Source organism: Lelliottia sp. F153, assembly GCF_002870005.1.
Taxonomy (GTDB): Bacteria; Pseudomonadota; Gammaproteobacteria; order Enterobacterales; family Enterobacteriaceae; genus Enterobacter; species Enterobacter nimipressuralis.
The window spans coordinates 358,592-379,537 of sequence record NZ_PKFT01000001.1; the positions used below are offsets into that span (position 1 = coordinate 358,592).

21 protein-coding genes are annotated in these 20,946 nt (G+C 54.8%); 14 read left to right on the plus strand and 7 right to left on the minus strand.

The window, feature by feature from the left end:
• Positions 1–4: 4 nt before the first annotated feature.
• The 7 genes from fabI to pspF form a co-directional block, all read right to left on the minus strand.
• Positions 5–793, minus strand: a complete 789-nt coding sequence (gene fabI, locus F153LOC_RS01690; protein WP_100779984.1) for an enoyl-ACP reductase FabI — start codon at positions 791–793, stop codon at positions 5–7.
• A 124-nt stretch (positions 794–917) separates the two neighbouring features.
• Positions 918–1,724, minus strand: a complete 807-nt coding sequence (sapF, locus tag F153LOC_RS01695; protein WP_100779985.1) for a putrescine export ABC transporter ATP-binding protein SapF — start codon at positions 1,722–1,724, stop codon at positions 918–920.
• Positions 1,725–2,717, minus strand: coding sequence for a peptide ABC transporter ATP-binding protein SapD (sapD, locus tag F153LOC_RS01700; protein WP_102103838.1), 993 nt, complete (start codon positions 2,715–2,717; stop codon positions 1,725–1,727). It lies immediately after the preceding gene.
• A complete protein-coding gene (gene sapC / locus F153LOC_RS01705; RefSeq protein WP_100779987.1) occupies positions 2,717–3,607 on the minus strand; it encodes a putrescine export ABC transporter permease SapC in 891 nt (296 codons plus the stop codon). The genes sapD and sapC overlap by 1 nt, the downstream gene beginning before the upstream one ends.
• On the minus strand, positions 3,594–4,559 hold the full coding sequence (gene sapB, locus F153LOC_RS01710; RefSeq protein WP_102103837.1) for a putrescine export ABC transporter permease SapB: 966 nt from the start codon (positions 4,557–4,559) through the stop codon (positions 3,594–3,596). Before sapB ends, sapC begins: the two co-directional genes overlap by 14 nt.
• Entirely contained in the window at positions 4,556–6,196 is a 1,641-nt protein-coding gene (gene sapA, locus F153LOC_RS01715) for an ABC transporter substrate-binding protein SapA (protein WP_100779989.1), read from the minus strand. Before sapA ends, sapB begins: the two co-directional genes overlap by 4 nt.
• An 88-nt stretch (positions 6,197–6,284) precedes the next feature.
• The gene (pspF, locus tag F153LOC_RS01720) at positions 6,285–7,277 is read right to left on the minus strand and encodes a phage shock protein operon transcriptional activator (protein WP_164971786.1); all 993 of its coding nucleotides are present in this window, start codon (positions 7,275–7,277) and stop codon (positions 6,285–6,287) included.
• Positions 7,278–7,428: 151 nt separating this feature from the next.
• On the opposite strand from pspF, the gene pspA reads away from it, so the two are divergent.
• The 14 genes from pspA (at position 7,429) to F153LOC_RS01790 (ending at position 20,892) form a co-directional block, all read left to right on the plus strand.
• Positions 7,429–8,097: a phage shock protein PspA gene (gene pspA, locus F153LOC_RS01725; protein ID WP_100779991.1), complete on the plus strand. Its 669-nt coding sequence runs from the start codon at positions 7,429–7,431 to the stop codon at positions 8,095–8,097.
• A 54-nt stretch (positions 8,098–8,151) separates the two neighbouring features.
• Positions 8,152–8,376 (plus strand): envelope stress response membrane protein PspB, encoded by a 225-nt coding sequence (pspB, locus tag F153LOC_RS01730; protein ID WP_100779992.1) that lies wholly within the window; start codon positions 8,152–8,154, stop codon positions 8,374–8,376.
• Positions 8,376–8,735, plus strand: a complete 360-nt coding sequence (pspC, locus tag F153LOC_RS01735; protein ID WP_100779993.1) for an envelope stress response membrane protein PspC — start codon at positions 8,376–8,378, stop codon at positions 8,733–8,735. Before pspB ends, pspC begins: the two co-directional genes overlap by 1 nt.
• A gap of 15 nt (positions 8,736–8,750) precedes the next feature.
• Positions 8,751–8,972, plus strand: coding sequence for a phage shock protein PspD (gene pspD / locus F153LOC_RS01740; protein WP_100779994.1), 222 nt, complete (start codon positions 8,751–8,753; stop codon positions 8,970–8,972).
• Between the two features lie 200 nt (positions 8,973–9,172).
• Positions 9,173–10,870, plus strand: a complete 1,698-nt coding sequence (locus F153LOC_RS01745) for a sugar phosphorylase (protein WP_102103835.1) — start codon at positions 9,173–9,175, stop codon at positions 10,868–10,870.
• A gap of 13 nt (positions 10,871–10,883) precedes the next feature.
• Positions 10,884–12,176 (plus strand): ABC transporter substrate-binding protein, encoded by a 1,293-nt coding sequence (locus tag F153LOC_RS01750; protein ID WP_102103834.1) that lies wholly within the window; start codon positions 10,884–10,886, stop codon positions 12,174–12,176.
• 21 nt (positions 12,177–12,197) lie between these two features.
• The gene (locus F153LOC_RS01755) at positions 12,198–13,079 is read left to right on the plus strand and encodes a carbohydrate ABC transporter permease (protein WP_102103833.1); all 882 of its coding nucleotides are present in this window, start codon (positions 12,198–12,200) and stop codon (positions 13,077–13,079) included.
• Complete coding sequence (locus tag F153LOC_RS01760; RefSeq protein ID WP_102103832.1) at positions 13,066–13,908, plus strand: carbohydrate ABC transporter permease; 843 nt, start codon at positions 13,066–13,068, stop codon at positions 13,906–13,908. Before F153LOC_RS01755 ends, F153LOC_RS01760 begins: the two co-directional genes overlap by 14 nt.
• A 28-nt stretch (positions 13,909–13,936) precedes the next feature.
• Positions 13,937–14,989 (plus strand): zinc-binding alcohol dehydrogenase, encoded by a 1,053-nt coding sequence (locus F153LOC_RS01765; protein ID WP_102103831.1) that lies wholly within the window; start codon positions 13,937–13,939, stop codon positions 14,987–14,989.
• Between the two features lie 17 nt (positions 14,990–15,006).
• Positions 15,007–15,795, plus strand: coding sequence for a sugar phosphate isomerase/epimerase (locus F153LOC_RS01770; RefSeq protein WP_102103830.1), 789 nt, complete (start codon positions 15,007–15,009; stop codon positions 15,793–15,795).
• Positions 15,796–15,806: 11 nt separating this feature from the next.
• Positions 15,807–16,865, plus strand: coding sequence for a Gfo/Idh/MocA family protein (locus F153LOC_RS01775; RefSeq protein WP_102103866.1), 1,059 nt, complete (start codon positions 15,807–15,809; stop codon positions 16,863–16,865).
• Positions 16,859–19,129 carry a glycoside hydrolase family 65 protein gene (locus F153LOC_RS01780; protein WP_102103829.1) on the plus strand — a complete coding sequence of 757 codons (2,271 nt, stop codon included), beginning with the start codon at positions 16,859–16,861 and terminating at the stop codon, positions 19,127–19,129. Before F153LOC_RS01775 ends, F153LOC_RS01780 begins: the two co-directional genes overlap by 7 nt.
• Positions 19,122–19,829 carry a beta-phosphoglucomutase gene (pgmB, locus tag F153LOC_RS01785; RefSeq protein ID WP_102103828.1) on the plus strand — a complete coding sequence of 236 codons (708 nt, stop codon included), beginning with the start codon at positions 19,122–19,124 and terminating at the stop codon, positions 19,827–19,829. The genes F153LOC_RS01780 and pgmB overlap by 8 nt, the downstream gene beginning before the upstream one ends.
• Positions 19,810–20,892, plus strand: a complete 1,083-nt coding sequence (locus F153LOC_RS01790; protein WP_102103827.1) for an ABC transporter ATP-binding protein — start codon at positions 19,810–19,812, stop codon at positions 20,890–20,892. The genes pgmB and F153LOC_RS01790 overlap by 20 nt, the downstream gene beginning before the upstream one ends.
• Positions 20,893–20,946 lie beyond the last annotated feature (54 nt).

The window sequence follows — 20,946 nt, forward strand, 5'->3', positions numbered from 1 at the left end:
ACACTTATTTGATTTCCAGCTCGTTCATTGCCGCGATGTTGAAACCGCCGTCAACGTGAACCACTTCGCCGGAAATACCCGCAGAGAGGTCAGAGCACAGGAAGGCTGCGGAGTTACCCACGTCTTCGATGGTGACGGTACGACGAATCGGCGTAACCGCTTCGCAATGCGCCAGCATTTTACGGAAATCTTTGATACCGGATGCCGCCAGCGTACGGATTGGGCCAGCAGAGATACCGTTAACACGCACGCCTTCAGGACCCATCGCGTTCGCCATGTAGCGCACGTTAGCTTCCAGAGAGGCTTTCGCCAGGCCCATCACGTTGTAGTTAGGGATAGCGCGCTCAGCACCCAGGTAAGACAGGGTCAGCAGAGCGGAGCCTGGGTTCAGCATGGTGCGGCAGGATTTAGCCATCGCCACAAAGCTGTAAGAGCTGATGTCGTGAGCGATTTTGAAGCCTTCACGGGTTACCGCATTCACGTAGTCGCCGTCCAGCTGATCGCCCGGTGCAAAACCGATTGAGTGAACGAAGCCGTCGAATTTCGGCCAGACTTTTGAAAGCTCAGCAAACATGCCATCGATGCTTTCGTCTTGTGCAACGTCGCATTCCAGAATGATGCTGGAACCCAGCTGCGCGGCGAACTCTTCAACGCGGCCTTTCAGCTTGTCGTTCTGGTAGGTGAACGCCAGCTCAGCGCCTTCGCGGTGCATAGCCTGTGCAATGCCGTAGGCGATGGACAGTTTGCTGGCAACGCCAGTCACCAGAATGCGCTTACCGGAAAGAAAACCCATAGCTTAGATCCTTATATTCATTGTTATGGCGAACGCCCTCTCATCGTGGCGATCGTCGTTAAAACGCGGCGATAATAGCACGTGTCGCGTTCAGAGTTAATCCGACCACTTTATATGGCCGGTGTCATTTATCCTTGCGCCAGGCATCAGCCGTCAGCGCCTCACCGAAATGCCCGGCGATCAGGCGCTTGGTCAGGTCGTGCAGCGGGGAGGCCAGCACATCGGCGGTGCTTCCGCGCTCCACCACTTCACCCTGATGCATTACCAGCACCTGGTCGCTGATGTGTTTCATCATTCCTAAATGCTGGGTCACATAGATATACGAAATACCCTGTTTCTCCTGCAATTCAAGCATCAGGTTGATGAGCTGTGAACGCATCGACATATCGAGTGATGCCAGCGCTTCGTCGGCGATAATCACCTTCGGGCGCAGGATCAACGCGCGCGCAAGCCCAAGACGCTGTTTCTGCCCCGGTGCCAGCATGTGCGGATAATAGCTGACGTGATCGGGCAGCAGGCCGACCATGCGCAGCGTTTCGATAATACGTTTACGCCGCTCTTCTGGCTCCAGATCGGTATTCAGGCGGAGCGGGAAATCCAGAATCTGCGAGATACGCTGACGCGGATTGAGCGACGTCGACGGGTCCTGGAAAATCATACGAATGCGCTGACTGCGGAACGAATAGTCGCCAAACGACAGAAAATGGTCGTCGATCAGCACATCACCCGCCGTCGGCTCGACCATCCCCGCCAGCATCTTCGCGAGCGTAGATTTCCCCGATCCGTTTTCGCCGATAATCGCCAGCGTCTGCTTCTCGCGCAGGGTAAAGCTGAGAGGCTTCACCGCTTCGACGGTTTGACGATGAAACAGCCCCGTGCGATAGCGAAAGGTCTTACTCAGGTTGCGAACTTCCAGCAACGTTTCGACCATTTACTCTCTCTCCATGTTCAGCGGGAAATGACAGGCGTACAGATGATTTTTCGCGCCGGTCAGACGTGGCGTTTCAATGCATTCGCGCTGGGCGTACGGGCAGCGAGGGCCAAGTCGACAGCCAATCGGCAGCGACTCCAGCAGCGGGATAGCGCCCGGCAGGGTATTCAGTCGGCTTTTATGCGGCATCGCGCTGCCAAAATCCGGGATCGCGCGAATCAGTGCCTGGGTATACGGATGGTGCGGCGTCGTCACCAGATCTTCGCTGATGGCCGTTTCTACCGTTTGACCGCAGTACATCACGTCGATCTTGTCCGCCCATTTGCTCAGCATCTGCAGGTCATGGCTGATAAGCAGAATGGTGGTGTTGTTGTTCTGATTCAGACGCGACAGCAGGCGGAAAATCTGCGCCTGGGTGGTCGGCTCCATGGCATTGGTCGGCTCATCGGCGATCAGCAGGCGCGGCTGATTGGCAAGCGCAATAGCGATCATCACCTTCTGGCACTCACCGTCCGTCAGCTCGTAAGGGAAACTGCGCATCGCATCTTTATGGTCTTTAATCCCCACGCGGTGCAGCAGCTCAATCGCGCGGCGTTTACGCCAGCCGACACGCTGCCACCAGCGGCCTTTATAGGTCCAGCCTGGGATATTCTGCATCAGCTGTTTCCCGACGCGTTCCGACGGATCCAGACACGACTGCGGCTCCTGGAAGATCATCGACACGTTATGACCCACCAGCTTGCGCCGTTCGCGAGGCGACAGGCGCAGGAGATCGATATCGTCGAAACGCATACGGTCTGCGGTCACGCGCCAGTTATCTTTGGCGACACCGCAGATTGCTTTCGCGATCAGGCTTTTACCTGAACCGGATTCGCCCACCAGCCCACGGATTTCACCCTCGGCCAGGGTAATACTGATGCGGTCGACCGCTTTCACCCAGCCTTCGCCGGTCTTAAATTCAATGGTCAGATTGCGGATATCAAGTAACGGCATTATTGCACCCCCGCATTAATGGCGCGGCGAATACCGTCGCCCAGCAGGTTGATCAGCAGCACGCTCACCATAATGGCGGCACCGGGCAGCATCACCGTCCACGGCGCGACATAGATCAGTTCGAGCGCATCGCCGAGCATTGCCCCCCATTCAGGCGAGGGCAGCTGCGCGCCGAGATCGAGAAAACCGAGCGCGGCAATATCCAGAATCGCCATCGACAGGGCGCGGGTGATTTCGGTCACCAGCCCCGAGGCGATATTCGGCATCACCGCGAACCACAAAATATTCAGCGTAGTGGCGCCATCAAGACGCGCTGCCACCACGTACTCTTTTTCCAGTTCATCGTGCACCATGCTGTAAACCGAGCGCACCATGCGCGGCAGCAGCGCCAGCCAGACGGCAAACATCGCATGGGACAGGTGCGGCCCGGCGAACGCCACCACGATAATCGCCAGCAGCAGAGACGGGATCGACAGCAGGGTATCGAGAATATGGTTCAGCACCGCGGAACGCAGGCCGTGCGTGGCGCCCGCAAACACCCCGAGCGCCAGGCCAAAGAAGGTCGCGGCGAACGTAACGACGAACGCGCCGCCGACGGTCGGGGCCGCACCACTTAACAGGCGACTCAGCACATCGCGACCTAAATCGTCCGTGCCCAGGAAGAACGACACTTCGCCGTAGCGCGACCACGACGGTGGTAACAACTGATAGCCGAGGAACTGCTGATCAAGCCCGTAAGGGGCAAACCAGCCGCCAAAAATACAGAGCAGCGCCAGGCCGCCACAGCCGTACAAACCGATCATCGCTGTGGTGTCGCCGTAGAATTTGCGCCATACGGTACGGACTACGCCGGGCGTGCGCTTCTCCCGGTATACGCTATCGTAAGGCATACGATTCCTTATGTTTCAGCGGGTTGGCCATCGCACCCAAAATGTCAGAAATCACGTTCACGATAATGACCAACGAACCGATCACCATCACACCGGCAGATATCGCCGCATAGTCTTGCTGACGAATGGCGTTGATCATCCAGCGGCCCAGACCCGGCCAGCTAAACACCATTTCGGTAATCATCGCCAGGGTCAGCATGGTGGAGAATTGCAGCCCCAGGCGCGGAATAACCGGCGGAAGGGCGTTATGCAGGACGTGACGACGTAAAACCGTCAGGCGAGACAGGCCGCGAGTGGCAGCCGCTTTCACGTAGTTTTGCTCAAACACATCGATAGTGCTGGTGCGCATCAGGCGAATCACTTCCGTGGTTGGCGCGACCGCCAGCGTCAGCACCGGCAGCACCATGTGGCGCAGGGTACTGATGATCATTTCGTGACGCCAGACGGAGTCAGAAAGCCAGGCGTCGATAATCGCAAATCCGGTGACGGTTTTGACGGTATAAAGCAGATCAAAGCGGCCCGAGACCGGCAGCCAGCCCAGCGTAAGAGAGAAGAACAGCGTCAGCAATAGCGCCAGCCAGAACACCGGAATCGAGAAGCCAAGCAGCGCGAGGGCGCTAATTAGCTTATCCTGCCATTTATTGCGAGTGATCCCCGCCAGCATCCCCACCGGAATGCCCACCAGCAGGGCAAAACCAAAGGCCAGAATGCACAGCTCCATGGTCGCTGGGAACACCTCTTTCAGCTGCTCAGAGATCAGCTGGCCGTTAATGCTGGAGACACCAAAGTCCCAGTGCAAAACGCCGTTAAACCAGAACATCCAGGCATCCCAGAAGGACGATCCCTGCAGCGGGGCATGGGGCGTGAAATAGCTCAGGCTAAAGCCGATAAAGGTCAGAAAAAACAGCGTCACTGCCAGCAGCAAAAGACGGCGTAAGGTAAAAATAATCATGGTTTTTTCACCTCATCTTGTTTCTCACGCGACACGCCTGCGAACGAAGCGTTGCCGAATGGGCTGAGCACCAGACCTTTAATATCATAGCGATAGGCCTGCAATCGCAGAGAAGAGGCCAGCGGTAACACCGGCAGTTCGCGGGCCAGAATGTTCTGCGCTTCGTCATACGCCTCTATACGCGAAGCCAGTTGCTGGGACGACAATGCTTTTTGCAGCACCGTATCAAATTCACGGTTACACCAGTGAGCGTAGTTGGTCTGGGAACGAATAGCGGCACAGCTCAGCAGCGGGCGGAAGAAACTGTCGGGATCGTTACTGTCCGTCGACCAGCCAGAGAGCGTCAGATCGTGATTCATATCCATCAGGCGCGCCTCCTGGAAGCGGCCTTCGACGGGGACGATCACCACTTTCACGCCGATCTGAGCCATATCCGCCTGGATCAGTTCCGCCGTTTTTAATGGACTCGGGTTCCACGCCTGCGAACTGGTCGGGACCCAAAGCTGCAACGTGAGGTTGGTCGCACCCAGCGCTTTAAGCTGCTCGCGCGCTTTAGCCGGATCGTATTCGGTAATTTTCGCTTCGTTGTCATAGGCCCAGGACGCACGCGGCAGAATCGACGCCGCCGTTTCAGCGGTACCGTAATAAATAGACTGCATCAGGCGCTGGTTATTGATCGCCAGTGCGAGGGCGTGACGCACGGCGGGGTTATTCAGCGGCGGCTTATCCGTATTAAAGGCCAGATAAGCGATATTCATACCGGGGCGCAGGGTCAGACGTAAGCGCGGATCGTCGCGCAGTATCGTCAGCTGGCTGGCGGCAGGCCACGCGAGCACATCGCATTCGCCGGTCAGCAGCTTGGACAATCTGCCCGTCCCGCCTGAGCCGAGATCGACCACCACCTGCGGCATCAGCGGCGTACCGCGCCAGAAGTGTTCGTGACGTTGTAACCGAATATACTGACCAGCCCGGTATTCCGCCATCTGGAACGGGCCGGTGCCGACCGGCTGGCGGTCGAGCAGCTCCTGATGATCCACTTTTGTCAGCTTATCGGCATACTCGGCCGACATGACCGACGCATAGTGGGTAGCCAGGTGCCATAAGAAAGAGGCGTCAGGGCGCACCAGACGAAACTCCACCGTCCGGCTGTCCAGCTTACGCACGTCTTTTACCGTATCGGCAAACTGCAGGCTGTCGAAATAGGGGAAACTGCCGCCGTTGACGTTATGCCACGGGTGATTGCGGTTAAAAATACGCTGGAAGGTAAACACCACATCATCGGCGTTCAGCTTACGGGTCGGTTTAAACCACGGCGTCGACTGAAACGCCACGTCGTCGCGCAGATGGAAACGGTAGGTTGCGCCGTTATCAAGCACTTCCCAGCTCTCGGCAAGTTCCGGCACCAGGCGGTAGGTATAAGGGTCAACATCAAGCAGGCGATCGTAAAGCTGTGCGGCGAGGGTGTCGACAATCAGGCCGCTGCCTGCTTTTTGTGGGTTCAGGGTGTCGACTTGCCCGTTCACGCAATAGACAAAACCACTGTCGCGAATATCAGGAAGCGCAGTCTGTTCGGGCGCAGCAAAGACCAGGCGGCTAAACAGACCGAGTGCAATCAGGGACGATAAAACCAGACGCATAATTTTCAGGGTTTTAAGATTCGATCTGCAAAGTGTATCGCACTTACCCCTGATTCGTAAAAATGTCTGCAGGTAAGTGCCGATAATGTCAGCGCATTTGATGCTTTTTGAGCAATGCCCTTAATTGATGGTAGGTCAGACCCAGCAGTTCGGCTGCCTGCTTCTGGTTATATTTTGCCTCTTTCAGGCTCAGTTCGAGCAACTGGTGTTCCTGTTTGTGCTGAAACTGGCGCAAATCGAGCGGCAGTGAAGGGGTATCGGCGTGCGGCGTCGGTTCCGGCTTTGTCGGCGCGGCGCGGTAAAAGGGATCGATAATGATGTTATCCAGCTCTGTCTCACTGCTGGCGTGGCGATATACGGAACGCTCCACGACGTTTTTCAGCTCACGAATATTGCCCGGCCAGCGGTAGTCCAGCAGCGTTTCCCGCGCATAATCGCTAAAGCCGGGGAACAGCGGCATTCCCAGCTCGCGGCACATCTGAATGGCGAACTGCTCGGCCAGCAGCATGATATCGCTGCGGCGCTCGCGCAGGGGCGGGAGCTGCACCACGTCAAAGGCCAGACGATCGAGAAGATCCGCGCGGAATTTCTCCTCCGCCACCATTTCCGGCAAATTGGCATTGGTGGCGCACACCAGGCGCACATTCACCTGCAACGGCTGGCTGCCGCCCACGCGCTCCAGCTCGCCGTACTCAATCACGCGCAGCAGTTTTTCCTGCACCAGCATTGGGGCGGTGGCCAGTTCATCAAGAAACAACGTCCCGCCGTCTGCACGCTCAAAACGTCCGGGGTGGCGTTTTTGCGCGCCGGTAAAGGCCCCCGCCTCATGGCCGAACAGCTCCGTATCCAGCAAATTCTCGTTCAGCGCCGCGCAGTTTAAGGAGATAAACGGCCCGTCCCATCGCCCGGACAGATAATGCAGACGGTTGGCGATAAGCTCCTTCCCGGTGCCGCGCTCACCGATTATCAGTACCGGCTTATTGAGCGGGGCCAGGCGCGAAACCTGCTCCAGCACCTCAAGAAAACTGTTCGCTTCGCCCAGTAAATTGTCTTTGTAATCAGCCATGATGAAATTAACCACTCGTTAGCGATATTCACCAGGTGAGAGTAGGATGTCCGTGGTGTAAAATCAACCACAATCATATAAATCAATAAGATAAAAACTTGGCACGGGAATTGTATTAGCTCAACAGCAGGGCATCGCCCGATAACAGAAATGTGAGGATTGAATTATGGGTATTTTTTCTCGTTTTGCCGACATCGTGAACGCCAACATCAACTCGCTGCTGGAGAAAGCGGAAGACCCGCAGAAGCTGGTGCGTCTGATGATTCAGGAAATGGAAGACACGCTGGTTGAAGTCCGTTCCACCTCTGCGCGTGCGCTGGCTGAAAAGAAACAGCTGTCACGTCGTATCGAGCAGGCTACCGCTCAACAGAACGAGTGGCAGGAAAAAGCGGAACTGGCGCTGCGTAAAGATAAAGACGATCTGGCCCGTTCGGCGCTGATCGAAAAACAAAAGCTGACCGACATCGTTGCGACGCTGGAGCATGAAATCACGCTGGTGGATGAAACGCTCACCCGCATGAAAAAAGAGATCGCAGAGCTGGAAAACAAACTCAGCGAAACGCGTGCCCGCCAGCAGGCTCTGACGCTGCGCCACCAGGCGGCCAGCTCATCCCGCGACGTTCGCCGTCAGCTGGATAGCGGTAAACTGGATGAGGCGATGGCGCGTTTCGAATCTTTTGAACGCCGTATCGACCATATGGAAGCCGAGGCCGAGAGCCACAGCTTTGGCAAACAGAAAACGCTGGATCAGCAGTTTGCCGATTTAAAAGCGGATGACGAAATCAGCGAGCAACTTGCGGTGCTGAAAGCCAAAATGAAGCAAGACAACCAATAATAATGAATGCGGCACCTCAGCGTGCCGCAACGCATCGTAAGACAAGGAGACCCTATGAGTGCGCTGTTTCTGGCTATTCCCCTGACCATTTTCGTGCTTTTCGTTCTGCCGATCTGGTTATGGCTGCACTACAGCAACCGCTCTTCCCGGGGCGAGCTCTCGCAAAGCGAGCAGCAACGGCTGTTGCAGCTCACCGATGACGCGAAAAAAATGCGTGAACGCATCCAGGCGCTCGAATCCATTCTGGACGCGGAACATCCAAACTGGAGGGAGAATTAATGGGCGGACTGAATTTAAATAAAAAACTGTGGCGCATCCCCCAGCAGGGGATGGTGCGCGGCGTGTGCGCCGGGCTGGCGCGCTATCTGGATGTGCCAGTGAAACTGGTGCGTGTGGTCACCGTGCTGTCGATCTTCTTTGGTCTGGCATTCTTTACCCTGGTGGCGTACATCATTTTGTCCTTCGTGCTCGATCCGATGCCGGACAGCGCCATGTCATCGGAAGATGCGCCGACCAGCAGCGATTTGCTCGACTCGGTGGACGCCGAACTGGCCTCCGGCGAGAAGCGTCTGCGCGAAATGGAACGTTATGTCACGTCCGACACGTTCACGCTGAGAAGTCGTTTTCGTCAGCTTTAACAGAGAGATAAAAATATGAATCGCAACTGGCAGCAGGCCGGTCAGAAAATGAAACCGGGCCTTAAAATTGCAGGCAAATTCGTTTTACTGACCGCGCTACGTTATGGCCCTGCAGGTGTGGCGGGTTGGGCGGTGAAATCTGTTGCCCGGAAACCGATCAGAATGTTACTGGCCGTGGCACTGGAGCCGCTGCTCAAGAAGGTCGCTGGCCGTTTTTCCCGCCGTTATTTTTCCTGACGCTCCCCTCATTTAATGCCTTCTCTCATCGCGAGAGAGGGCATCAGCCCCGTTTTGAATACCATTATCGTTGTTTCATCCTTTCTTTGCGTTAGCTCACATTAATGAGCAGAGCCGCTTTTTATTTGCACTTTTGATCCCTGAGGTTCGTTGATAGAAATTTTTATGGGGAGTAGATTGCTTTCCGTGGGACCGCTACCATGGAAATCAACGTGAACAATAAAATAACGCATTTAATTAATCTTATTTATGGCGATTCTTTTTCTCATAAGGATTTTAGTATTCTTCAGGAAAAGATAGGAAACGCGCGGAAGGTTATTAGTCATCAGCGTAAGGCGAACTGGGATGAAAAGGATGTGGTATTAATTACCTATGCCGATCAGTTTCAAAAACGCAACGAAAAAGCGCTGCCTGTCTTGACGCGATTTTATAATCGCTGGCTTTCTGATTCATTTTCTCACGTCCATCTTTTGCCTTTTTATCCGTGGTCTTCGGACGACGGATTCTCGGTCGTCGATTATCACCACGTGGCGCCAGAAACAGGTGAGTGGGGCGATGTGGCTGAGTTAAAAAAATCAACGAATCTGATGTTTGATTTTGTCTGCAACCATATGTCAGCCAAAAGTGAGTGGTTCAACAATTATTTAAACCAGGTTCCCGGCTATGAAGAATTTTTTATCGCCGTAGACCCGGCTACGGATTTATCAGCCGTTACTCGTCCGCGCGCACTGCCGCTGTTAACACCGTTCACAATGGCAGAGGGCACGGTGCGCCACCTGTGGACCACCTTCAGCGAAGACCAGGTTGACCTTAACTTTGCCAGCCCGCAGGTCCTTATCGCCATGGTCGATGTGCTACTGAAGTATCTGGCTGAAGGTGCCGATTACATCCGCCTGGATGCGGTCGGGTTTATGTGGAAAATTCCAGGAACGACCTGTATTCATCTGGAGCAAACTCACCGCCTGATTCAGCTGTTCCGCGCGATCACCGAAGAGGTTGCGCCCGGTACGGTCATCATCACTGAAACCAATGTCCCCCATAAAGACAACATTTCTTACTTCGGCGATGGCACCAACGAAGCGCAGATGGTCTATCAGTTTTCACTGCCGCCGCTGGTGCTTCACAGCGTGCATAGCCAAAACGTTGAGGCCCTTTGCCAGTGGGCGCAGCAGCTTAAGCTGCCTTCATCGAAGACCACCTGGTTTAACTTCCTCGCCTCCCACGACGGTATCGGCCTGAATCCAGTGCGCGGGATTATTCCTGAGAGCGATATTCTGGCACTGGTCGAAAAACTCCAGCATGAAGGCGCGCTGGTAAACTGGAAAAATAATCCGGACGGCAGCCGTAGCCCCTATGAAATTAATGTGACTTATCTGGATGCATTAAGTCGAGAAGACAGTTCAGATGACGAACGTATTGCCCGGTTCCTTCTGGCTCATGCCGTGTTATTAAGTTTTCCAGGCGTGCCCGCAATTTATATTCAAAGCATTATTGGCTCTCGTAACGATTATGATAACGTTGAGCGGTTGGGGTATAACCGGGCGATAAATCGGCGGAAATATCACGAGGGTGAAATTGATAACGAGCTGGAATGTCATAGTAGTCTTAGATACAAAATTTATAGTGCATTAAAAAATATGCTTTCACTGCGCCGTCAGCAAAAAGCATTTCATCCTGACAGCACAGCATTTTATGACGCACCGAATCAGCATGTTCTTAGAATCATTCGTGTCGCAGATAATGGTGAGCGGATCGCGGCGCTATTTAACTTTAATGAGCATGCGCAAATTATTTCCTCGGGAATTCACTCTGGGGTGGAATTACTTACGGGAACGCCTGTTAACGGAGATTCTGTAACCCTTAATCCGTGGCAGGTTATGTGGATTAAAGAAATCTAAAAGGACGATAAAAATGAAGATGCCTAAAATTGTGCTGTTATCAGCACTGGTTTCGTGCGCCCTGTTGTCAGGCTGTCGGGATGACAACAATAAAGTAGTCGCCATTGAATTCATGCACTCGTCGGTGGAGCAGGAGCGCCAGGCGGTAATCCCTCAACTTATTGAACGCTTCGAGAAAGACAACCCGTCCATCAAGGTAAAACAGGTTCCGGTGGAAGAGGATGCCTATAACACCAAGGTGATTACATTGGCCCGTACAGGCGCTTTGCCTGAGGTGATCGAAGTCAGTCACGACTACGCCAAAGTGATGGACAAAGAACAGCTACTCGACCGCGATGCCATCAGCGCCGCGATTGGTGCTGTCGGTGAAAACACGTTCTATGACGGCATTCTGCGCGTGGTGCGCACGGAAGACGGTAAGGCGTGGACAGGTGTTCCGGTTAGCGCGTGGCTTTCCGGCGTCTGGTACCACAAATCGGTGCTGGCCGCTGCGGGGATTCAGGAGCCTGCGACCTGGGAGCAACTGCTCAAAGCCAGTCAGACCCTGAATCACCCCGAGAAAAAACAGTACGGTATCGCCTTACCGACGGCGGAAAGTGTCATGACCGAACAGGCATTCTCTCAGTTTGCGCTGTCGGGTGGTGCGAACGTCTTCGATGCGAAAGGGGATGTGGTCATCAATACGCCAGAGATGGCGAAAGCGCTGGCGTTCTATCGCGATCTGGCGGCAACCACCATGCCGGGCTCCAACGATGTGATGGAAATTAAAGACGCCTTTATGAACGGCTCCGCGCCAATGGCGATCTACTCCATCTATATCCTTCCTGCAGTGTTTAAAGATGGCAATCCGGCCGATCTCGGGTTTGTTGTGCCGACGGAAAAATCCTCGGCGGTTTACGGCATGGTGACGTCACTGACCATCACCAACGGGCAAACCGAGGAAGAAACCAAAGCGGCAGAAACCTTCGTCACCTGGATGGAGCAGGCTCAAAACGCAGCCGACTGGGTGATGATGTCGCCGGGTGCGGCGCTTCCGGTCAACAAACGGGTGGTGGATACCGCATCGTGGAAAAACAACAACGTCATACAGGCGTTTGGTCAGCTTCCGTATGAGCTGATAGCCCAGTTCCCCAACGTGCAGGTCTTTGGTGCTGTCGGCGACAAAAACTTTACACGTATGGGCGACGTCACCGGTTCGGGTGTGATCAGTTCGATGGTGCATGACGTGACGGTCGGGAAGAAAGATCTCTCCACCACGTTAAACGATAGCCAGAAGCGTCTGGCCGATCTGATTTCACAACGATAGGAGCGCACCGCGAAGGGAATTATGAAGAGGTTGTTTACTGGCCGTTCCGATCTGCCTTTCGCCATGCTGCTGTTGGCCCCCAGCCTGATATTGCTGGGGGGCCTGGTAGCCTGGCCGATGATTTCGAATATTGAAATCAGTTTTTTACGCCTGCCGCTGAATCCGCGTATCAGCGCCACCTTTGTCGGTCTGGATAATTATATCCGGATTCTGGGGGATTCCGCGTTCTGGCACTCATTGTGGATGACCTTCTGGTATACGGCGCTGGTGGTGCTTGGCAGCACTGGCCTGGGTCTGGCCGTGGCGATTTTCTTCAATCGCGAGTTTCGCCTGCGTAAAACGGCGCGTTCACTGGTGATCCTCTCGTACGTTACACCGTCCATCTCGCTGGTGTTCGCCTGGAAATACATGTTCAACAACGGCTACGGCATCGTGAACTATCTGGGCGTTGATGTGCTGCACCTGTACGACCAGGCACCGCTGTGGTTTGACAACCCCGGCAGCAGCTTTGTGCTGGTGGTGCTGTTCGCTATCTGGCGTTATTTCCCGTACGCATTTATCTCGTTTTTAGCGATTTTACAGACCATCGATAAATCGCTGTACGAGGCGGCAGAGATGGATGGTGCGAACGGCTGGCAGCGTTTTCGGATCGTGACGCTTCCCGCGATCATGCCGGTGCTGGCAACCGTGCTGACGCTGCGGACCATCTGGATGTTCTACATGTTCGCGGACGTTTATCTGCTCACCACTAAGGTCGATATTCTCGGCGTCTATCTCTACAAAACGGCGTTTGCTTTTAACGATCTGGGGAAAGCGGCTGCCATCTCAGTGGTGCTGTTTGTGATTATTTTCGCCGTCATCCTGCTGACCAGAAAAAGGGTAAACCTCAATGGCAACAAGTAAACGCACCCTCAGTCGCGTCGGTTTTTACGTCGGACTGGCGCTGTTTCTGCTCATCACGCTGTTTCCGTTCTTCGTGATGCTCATGACCTCGTTCAAAAGTGCGAAAGAGGCGATTTCTCTGCATCCGACGATCCTGCCGCAGGCATGGACGTTGCAGCACTATATCGACATCTTTAACCCGCTGATTTTCCCGTTTGTGAACTATTTCAGGAACAGTTTGCTGGTCTCCCTGAGTTCGTCGGTTATTGCGGTATTCCTCGGGACGCTCGGGGCCTACGCGCTATCGAAACTTCGCTTTAAAGGGCGGGCCACTATCAATGCCAGCTTCTATAGCGTCTATATGTTCTCCGGGATTTTACTGGTGGTGCCGCTGTTCAAAATTATTACCGCGCTCGGCATTTACGACACCGAACTGGCACTGATCATCACAATGGTGACTCAGACGTTACCGACGGCTGTTTTCATGCTCAGAAGCTATTTCGACACCATACCGGACGAAATTGAAGAAGCGGCGATGATGGATGGGCTAAACCGTCTGCAAATTATCTTCCGTATCACCATCCCGCTTGCCATCTCCGGCCTGGTCTCGGTGTTTGTCTATTGCTTCATGGTGGCCTGGAACGACTACCTGTTTGCATCGATTTTCCTCTCAAGCGCCAGCAACTTCACATTGCCGGTCGGCCTGAACACGCTCTTTAGTACGCCGGACTATATTTGGGGCCGCATGATGGCCGCGTCGCTGGTGACGGCATTGCCGGTGGTTGTGATGTATGCGCTTTCTGAACGATTCATTAAAAGTGGTTTGACCGCCGGTGGCGTAAAGGGCTGAGGCGGCCAGTTTTTAACAAGGAGTAGTCATGAAAAAATTAGTTGCGACAGCGCCGCGCGTAGCCGCGCTGGTCCATTACGAAGATCGCCCTGTGGCGGCAAATGAAGTCAAGATCCGTGCCCGTTACGGCGCGCCAAAGCACGGAACAGAAGTGGTCGATTTCCGGGCGGCAAGCCCCTTTATTGACGAAGAGTTCAATGCTGAGTGGCAACTCTTCACACCGCGTGCTGAAGGCGCTGCGCGTGGTATCGAGTTCGGCAAATTCCAGCTGGGCAACATGATCGTCGGGGACATCATCGAATGCGGCTCAGAGGTCACGGATTACCAGATCGGGGATTCCGTTTGCTGCTACGGGCCGCTTCAGGAGACGGTAATCGTCAATGCCGTCAACAACTACAAGCTGCGTAAAATGCCGCAAGGCGCATCCTGGAAAAACGCCGTCTGCTATGACCCGGCACAGTTCGCCATGAGCGGGGTACGTGATGCTAACGTTCGCGTCGGAGATTTTGTGGTGGTCGTGGGGTTAGGTGCCATCGGTCAGATCGCTATCCAGCTGGCAAAAAAAGCGGGTGCATCCATTGTGATTGGCGTTGACCCTATCGACCACCGCTGCGACATCGCCCGTCGCCACGGCGCGGATTTCTGCATCAACCCGATCGGCAATGACGTTGGGCTGGAGATTAAACAGCTCACCGGAAAGCAGGGTGCCGACATCATTATCGAAACCAGCGGCTTCGCCGATGCGCTGCAATCCGCACTGCGCGGACTGGCCTACGGCGGAACCCTCTCTTATGTCGCATTCGCGAAACCCTTTGCCGAAGGATTCAACCTGGGACGCGAAGCGCATTTCAATAACGCGAAGATCGTCTTCTCACGCGCCTGCAGCGAGCCGAACCCGGACTACCCGCGCTGGAACCGTAAACGCATCGAAGAAACCTGCTGGGAGTTGCTGATGAATGGCTACCTCAACTGCGACGATCTGATCGATCCGATCGTGAGCTTCGAAACCAGTGCGGAAAGCTACATGACGTATGTCGATAAGCATCCGGAACTGAGCATCAAAATGGGCGTGACTTTTTAAGCAAGCGAGAACAAAAGATGAAAATTGCAACACAAAATCAGGCCTTTTTCCCGACCAATATTCTTGAAAAATTCCAGTACATCAAGGCAATGGGCTTTGATGGCTATGAAATCGACGGCAAGCTTTTGGTTGATAATCTGGCGGAAGTGAAAGCCGCCATAAAAGCCACCGGGTTGCCAGTGACCACCGCCTGTGGCGGCTACGACGGCTGGATCGGTGATTTTATCGAAGAGCGCCGTCTGAATGGTTTGCAGCAAATCGAACGTATTCTTAAAGCGCTGAGCGACGTGGGTGGAAAGGGCATTATCGTGCCTGCAGCCTGGGGGATGTTTACCTTCCGACTGCCGCCGATGACCTCGCCGCGCAGTCTGGCGGGCGATCGCAAAGCGGTCAGTGCGTCCTTGCGCTGGTTAGATGACGTAGCCGCGCGTACCGGAACCCTCGTTTACCTTGAGCCGTTGAACCGCTATCAGGATCACATGATCAACACGCTGGCGGATGCGCGTCGCTATATCGAAGAAAATGCGCTCAAGCACGTGCAGATTATCGGCGATTTCTACCATATGAATATCGAAGAGGATTCGCTGACCGGCGCACTTCACGAAAATCGTGACAGGCTTGGGCATGTTCATATCGCCGACAATCACCGTTATCAGCCAGGCAGCGGCACGCTCGATTTTGCTGCGCTGTTTGACCAGCTCCGCGCCGATGATTATCAAGGCTACGTTGTATATGAGTGCCGCGTGCGCGCGGAGGATCCGGCCAAAGCCTATCAGGCTTCGCTCAACTATTTACGTGGCTGCTGAGGATGACGAGCGTGATGAGTGCTTCTACACCTTTGCCTCTGCGCGTCGCCATCATTGGCGCCGGGCAGGTTGCAGACAAAGTGCATGCCTCGTATTACGCCACGCGCAGCGATCTGCAGATGGTGGCTGTCATGGACAGCCGCCTAGATCAGGCGCAGGCATTTGCTGAGCGCCACGCTATCGCAGGTGTGTATCAGGACGCGAGGTTGATGTTGCAGGAGGCAAAACCTGACATCGTGAGCGTTTGCTCGCCGAATCGTTTTCACTATGAACATGTGATGGCGGCGCTGGAGGCGGGTTGCCACGTGATGTGCGAAAAGCCACCCGCTATGACACCTGCACAGGCAGACGAAATGCGTCTGGCGGCCCGGCATGCCGGAAAAGTGTTGGCCTACGATTTTCACCATCGTTTCGCGCTGGATGCGCAGCTGCTGCGTGAAGCGGTTCAGAACGGCACCTTTGGCGAGATTTATGTCACCAGCGCGCAGGCGTTACGTCGTTGCGGTGTTCCCGGCTGGGGTGCTTTTACCAATAAGTCGCTACAAGGCGGTGGGCCATTGATTGATATCGGCATCCATATGCTCGATGTGGCGATGTATGTGTTGGGGTTCCCGGCGGTGAAACGCGTGACAGCACACAGTTTCCAAAAGCTGGGCACCACTAAGCACTGCGGCCAGTTTGGCGAATGGGACCCCAAAGGTTATACCGTTGAAGATGCGCTGTTTGGCACTATTGAGTTTTGCAACGGGGGGATCTTACGTCTCGATACATCGTTTGCCCTTAACATCCGTGAGAAATCGATCATGAACGTCTCATTTTGCGGTGAAAAAGCGGGCGCGACATTATTCCCGGCGCATATTTATGACGACGTGGGGGGCGAGTTACAGACGATTTTAAGCCGCGACGACGCGGACGATCAGCGCCATTTACGCAGCATGGAAGCATTTGTGCGCCATGTGCTGGGCGAGCCGGTCATGATTGCCGATGCCGAGCAGGGGGTGGTGATCCAGCAGCTTGTGGCGGCGCTCTATGAATCGGCAGAAACACGGGAGAGCGTAGAATTATGCTGAACCTCTCTCGTCTTTCAGAACCCACGTTCAGCCCGCACAGTCTGAACAAGTACGCGTCGATCATGGCCTGTGGCAATGGCTATATGGGCATTCGCGCCAGTCATGAAGAGGACTATACACAGCAAACGCGCGGCATGTATCTGGCGGGGGTTTACCACCGCGCAGGGCGCAACGAAACGAAGGAACTGGTGAACCTCCCCGATGTGATGGGGATTGAACTGCAGCTGGACGGCGAACATTTTTCGCTACTGGCAGGTGAGCTTCTTTGCTGGGAGCGTGAGTTAGCGTTCTCTAACGGCGAGCTACGCCGCAGCCTGGTCTGGCGTTCAACCAGGGGAAAACGTTTTCGCATCGACAGCCGCCGCTTTGTCTCGCTGGATCAGCTGCCATTGGTGGCGCTGCAATTTTCCGTCACTCCCCTGGACGGTGCTGCGCGCATCAGCTTCTCGACGGGAATCGACGCGACGCAAACCAACAGCGGTCGACAGCATCTGGATGAAATCTCTGTTCAGGTGTTTGATCAGCATTTCATGCAAGGCGTATATGAAACTCAGGATCGCTCGACTGACGTCGTGATCTCCGCGAGCTGTCAGCTGGATACGCCGAGTGAAAACTGTTTTACCGCCAAAAACCGGCGTCTGAACTGCCACCATGCGCTGGAGGCAGAAGAGGGGCAGAAAGTTACGCTGGAGAAAATCGTCTGGATAACCCATCGCCACGATAAAGCACTTGAGCAGTCTGCCTTTGCACAAAAAGGCCTGGCCGAGCTAAAACGCTGCGCGGAGCAGGGCTACGACGCATTGCTGGAACAGTCTGCACTTGCCTGGGACACGCACTGGCAAGCCAGCCGCGTTAGCGTGCAGTCCGACGATCCTCAGGATCAGCTCGCCCTCGACTATGCGGTCTGGCATTTGACGACCATGACGCCTGCGCACAACGAGCGTTGCAGTATCGCGGCGAAAGGGCTGACCGGCGAAGGCTATAAAGGCCACATTTTCTGGGACACTGAGATCTTCCTGTTACCGTTCCACCTCTTTACGCGGCCGCAAACGGCCCGCAGCTTGCTGCGTTATCGCTGGCTGAACCTTGCCGGAGCCCGTGAGAAAGCACAGCGCAACGGCTGGGCGGGAGCGCTGTTTCCGTGGGAGAGCGCAGACAGCGGACAGGAGGAAACGCCTGAATTCGCGGCCATCAATATTCGCACCGGCCTGCGGCAAAAAGTGGCGTCGGCGCTGGCGGAGCACCATATCGTCGCCGATATCGCCTGGGCCGTCGTGGCCTACTGGCAAGCGACGCGCGACAGCGACTTCATGCGCAGTGAGGGGCTGGCGCTGCTCATGGAAACCGCGTCGTTCTGGATCTCGCGGGCCACAGACGTGAATGGCCGGCTTGAGATCCATGACGTTATCGGCCCGGACGAGTATACCGAGCATGTGAACAACAATGCCTTTACCAACTATATGGCCTGGCAAAACGTCCATGATGCCCTGACGCTGATGGAGCAATTTAATCGGCAGGACGATGCATTTATAGAAGCGGCGCAGAAATTCCTGGCACGGCTGTGGCTGCCTTCCGCTGATGCGCAGGGGGTTATCCAGCAGGATGACACCTTTATGGCGAAACCTGCGATTGATCTACGCCGTTACAAGGCGCAGGCCGGTAAGCAAACCATTCTGCTGGACTACTCCCGAGCGGAGGTCAATGAAATGCAGATCCTCAAGCAGGCGGACGTGGTGATGCTCAACTATCTGTTGCCAGATAAGTTCGACCGCAAGCAATGTGCGGCGAACCTGGCCTTCTATGAGCCGCGCACGATCCATGACTCCTCATTGAGTCAGTCGATTCATGGCATTGTGGCTGCTCGCTGCGGTGATACTGAGCGCGCCTATGCGTTCTGGCGGGCGGGTGCGGCGATTGATTTGGGTGACGATCCTCACAGTTGCGACGATGGGATCCACGCCGCCGCAACGGGGGCAATCTGGTCGGGTGTCGTTCAGGGCTTTGCAGGGATGCAGATTATTGATGGCGAACTGCATCTGACGCCGCAACTGCCGACACACTGGCAGCGACTGCAATTCTCTCTTCAGTGGCGCGGTGCACGCCTTGATATTCTGGTTGAGGGCGCATCAGTGACGCTCCGTTCCAGCGCACCGATTGCAGTGACGCTTTGGGGGAAAACACACCACCTTTTAGCCCTTGAAACGCGCACTGTTGATTTATCTGAATTTGGGACCGCTACCACGGAGGGCGGCAACAATGTTTAAGGCGGTGATTTTCGATTTAGACGGGGTGATTACCGACACGGCGCATCTGCATTTTCTGGCCTGGCAGAGCGTGGCGTCAGAGATAGGTATCCCGATTGACGAGGCGTTCAATGCCGGGCTGAAGGGCATTAGCCGGATGGACTCACTCGCCCGTATTTTGCGCCACGGTGGAATGGAAGAGACGTTCAGTCAGAAAGAGCGCGAGCAACTGGCGCAGGCCAAAAATGCGCTGTACATCGAATCGCTTAAGGGGTTAACCCGCGATTCACTTCTGCCGGGTATTGCGCAGCTACTGGCGGAAATCCGTGCGAACAAGGTGCGCATCGGGCTGGCTTCAGTCTCCCTTAACGCGCCCACGATCCTCCAGGCACTGGGTATCGCCAACGCTTTCGATTTTTGCGCCGACGCATCGCGCATTCAGCTCTCGAAACCGCATCCTGACATTTTCCTGGCGGCCTGCGCAGGATTAGGCGTCACACCGGAGCAGGCGATTGGGATTGAAGATGCGCAGGCGGGTATTGAGGCGATCAATGCCGCAGGCATGCTGTCGGTTGGGATCGGCGGCGAGTTATCTGGCGCAGATTTAACACTTTCTTCCACGGATGAACTGTCCTGGCCGCGTTTATCCGATTTCTGGCAGGCCATGCGCGGCCATAACGGGCATCACTTAAGGGGGCATAATGGCTCAGCTATCGCTTAAACATATTCAAAAAATCTACGACAACCAGGTTCATGTGGTGAAGGATTTTAGCCTCGAAATCGCAGATAAAGAGTTTATCGTCTTTGTCGGTCCGTCGGGCTGTGGCAAATCGACAACATTGCGCATGATTGCCGGGCTGGAGGAGATCAGCGCGGGTGAGCTGTTTATCGACGGGGTGCGGATGAACGACGTTCCGGCCAAATCGCGCGATATCGCAATGGTGTTCCAGAACTACGCCCTGTATCCGCATATGACCGTCTACGACAACATGGCGTTTGGTCTGAAGATGCAAAAAATAGCGCCAGCGGTCATTGAGGAAAGGGTCAGCTGGGCGGCGCAAATTCTCGGGCTGCGTGATTATTTGAAGCGAAAACCCGGGGCGTTATCCGGTGGCCAGCGCCAGCGTGTGGCACTCGGAAGGGCGATTGTGCGCGAGGCGGGAGTGTTCCTGATGGATGAACCCCTGTCTAACCTCGATGCCAAGCTGCGTGTGCAGATGCGTGCAGAGATCAGCAAGCTGCACCAGAAACTGAACACCACCATGATTTACGTGACTCACGATCAAACGGAAGCCATGACCATGGCGACGAGAATTGTGATTCTCAAGGACGGTTATATTCAGCAGGTGGGCGCACCGAAGCAGGTCTATAACGAACCGGCCAATATGTTTGTTGCTGGTTTTATCGGATCACCGGCCATGAATTTTATTCGCGGGGCAATTGATGGCCGTTATTTCGTCACTGAAACGCTGCGTCTTGAGATCCCCGAAACGAAACTCGCTGTGCTGAATGCGATGGGATATCAGCGCAAGGCGGTGGTCTTTGGCATCCGGCCCGAAGACATTCTCACGTCATCAGGCATCCCCATGGATATCACAGCCAAAGTCAGCGTGGCAGAACTCACCGGAGCAGAGTTTATGCTCTACGCCACAGTGGGGGGGCATGAGCTGGTTCTGCGCGCCGGCGCGGCCAACGATTACCGTGCCGGGGATAACCTGGCTATTCAATTTGAAATGGATAAATGTCACTTCTTCGACGCTGATAGCGAAATAGCGCTGAGATAAAAGATTTCGTTGCCGGGAATTTTCTTTCCGGCTTTTTTAGTAGTTATTTTATAA

Excerpts from the sequence above, each read along its gene's own strand:
- fabI (WP_100779984.1), bottom strand. The coding sequence starts at position 793 with ATGGGTTTTCTTTCCGGTAAGCGCATTCTGGTGACTGGCGTTGCCAGC.
- sapF (WP_100779985.1), bottom strand. The coding sequence starts at position 1,724 with ATGGTCGAAACGTTGCTGGAAGTTCGCAACCTGAGTAAGACCTTTCGC.
- sapD (WP_102103838.1), bottom strand. The coding sequence starts at position 2,717 with ATGCCGTTACTTGATATCCGCAATCTGACCATTGAATTTAAGACCGGC.
- sapC (WP_100779987.1), bottom strand. The coding sequence starts at position 3,607 with ATGCCTTACGATAGCGTATACCGGGAGAAGCGCACGCCCGGCGTAGTC.
- sapB (WP_102103837.1), bottom strand. The coding sequence starts at position 4,559 with ATGATTATTTTTACCTTACGCCGTCTTTTGCTGCTGGCAGTGACGCTG.
- sapA (WP_100779989.1), bottom strand. The coding sequence starts at position 6,196 with ATGCGTCTGGTTTTATCGTCCCTGATTGCACTCGGTCTGTTTAGCCGC.
- pspA (WP_100779991.1), top strand. The coding sequence starts at position 7,429 with ATGGGTATTTTTTCTCGTTTTGCCGACATCGTGAACGCCAACATCAAC.
- pspB (WP_100779992.1), top strand. The coding sequence starts at position 8,152 with ATGAGTGCGCTGTTTCTGGCTATTCCCCTGACCATTTTCGTGCTTTTC.
- pspC (WP_100779993.1), top strand. The coding sequence starts at position 8,376 with ATGGGCGGACTGAATTTAAATAAAAAACTGTGGCGCATCCCCCAGCAG.
- pspD (WP_100779994.1), top strand. The coding sequence starts at position 8,751 with ATGAATCGCAACTGGCAGCAGGCCGGTCAGAAAATGAAACCGGGCCTT.
- F153LOC_RS01745 (WP_102103835.1), top strand. The coding sequence starts at position 9,173 with ATGGAAATCAACGTGAACAATAAAATAACGCATTTAATTAATCTTATT.
- F153LOC_RS01750 (WP_102103834.1), top strand. The coding sequence starts at position 10,884 with ATGAAGATGCCTAAAATTGTGCTGTTATCAGCACTGGTTTCGTGCGCC.
- F153LOC_RS01755 (WP_102103833.1), top strand. The coding sequence starts at position 12,198 with ATGAAGAGGTTGTTTACTGGCCGTTCCGATCTGCCTTTCGCCATGCTG.
- F153LOC_RS01760 (WP_102103832.1), top strand. The coding sequence starts at position 13,066 with ATGGCAACAAGTAAACGCACCCTCAGTCGCGTCGGTTTTTACGTCGGA.
- F153LOC_RS01765 (WP_102103831.1), top strand. The coding sequence starts at position 13,937 with ATGAAAAAATTAGTTGCGACAGCGCCGCGCGTAGCCGCGCTGGTCCAT.
- F153LOC_RS01770 (WP_102103830.1), top strand. The coding sequence starts at position 15,007 with ATGAAAATTGCAACACAAAATCAGGCCTTTTTCCCGACCAATATTCTT.
- F153LOC_RS01780 (WP_102103829.1), top strand. The coding sequence starts at position 16,859 with ATGCTGAACCTCTCTCGTCTTTCAGAACCCACGTTCAGCCCGCACAGT.
- pgmB (WP_102103828.1), top strand. The coding sequence starts at position 19,122 with ATGTTTAAGGCGGTGATTTTCGATTTAGACGGGGTGATTACCGACACG.
- F153LOC_RS01790 (WP_102103827.1), top strand. The coding sequence starts at position 19,810 with ATGGCTCAGCTATCGCTTAAACATATTCAAAAAATCTACGACAACCAG.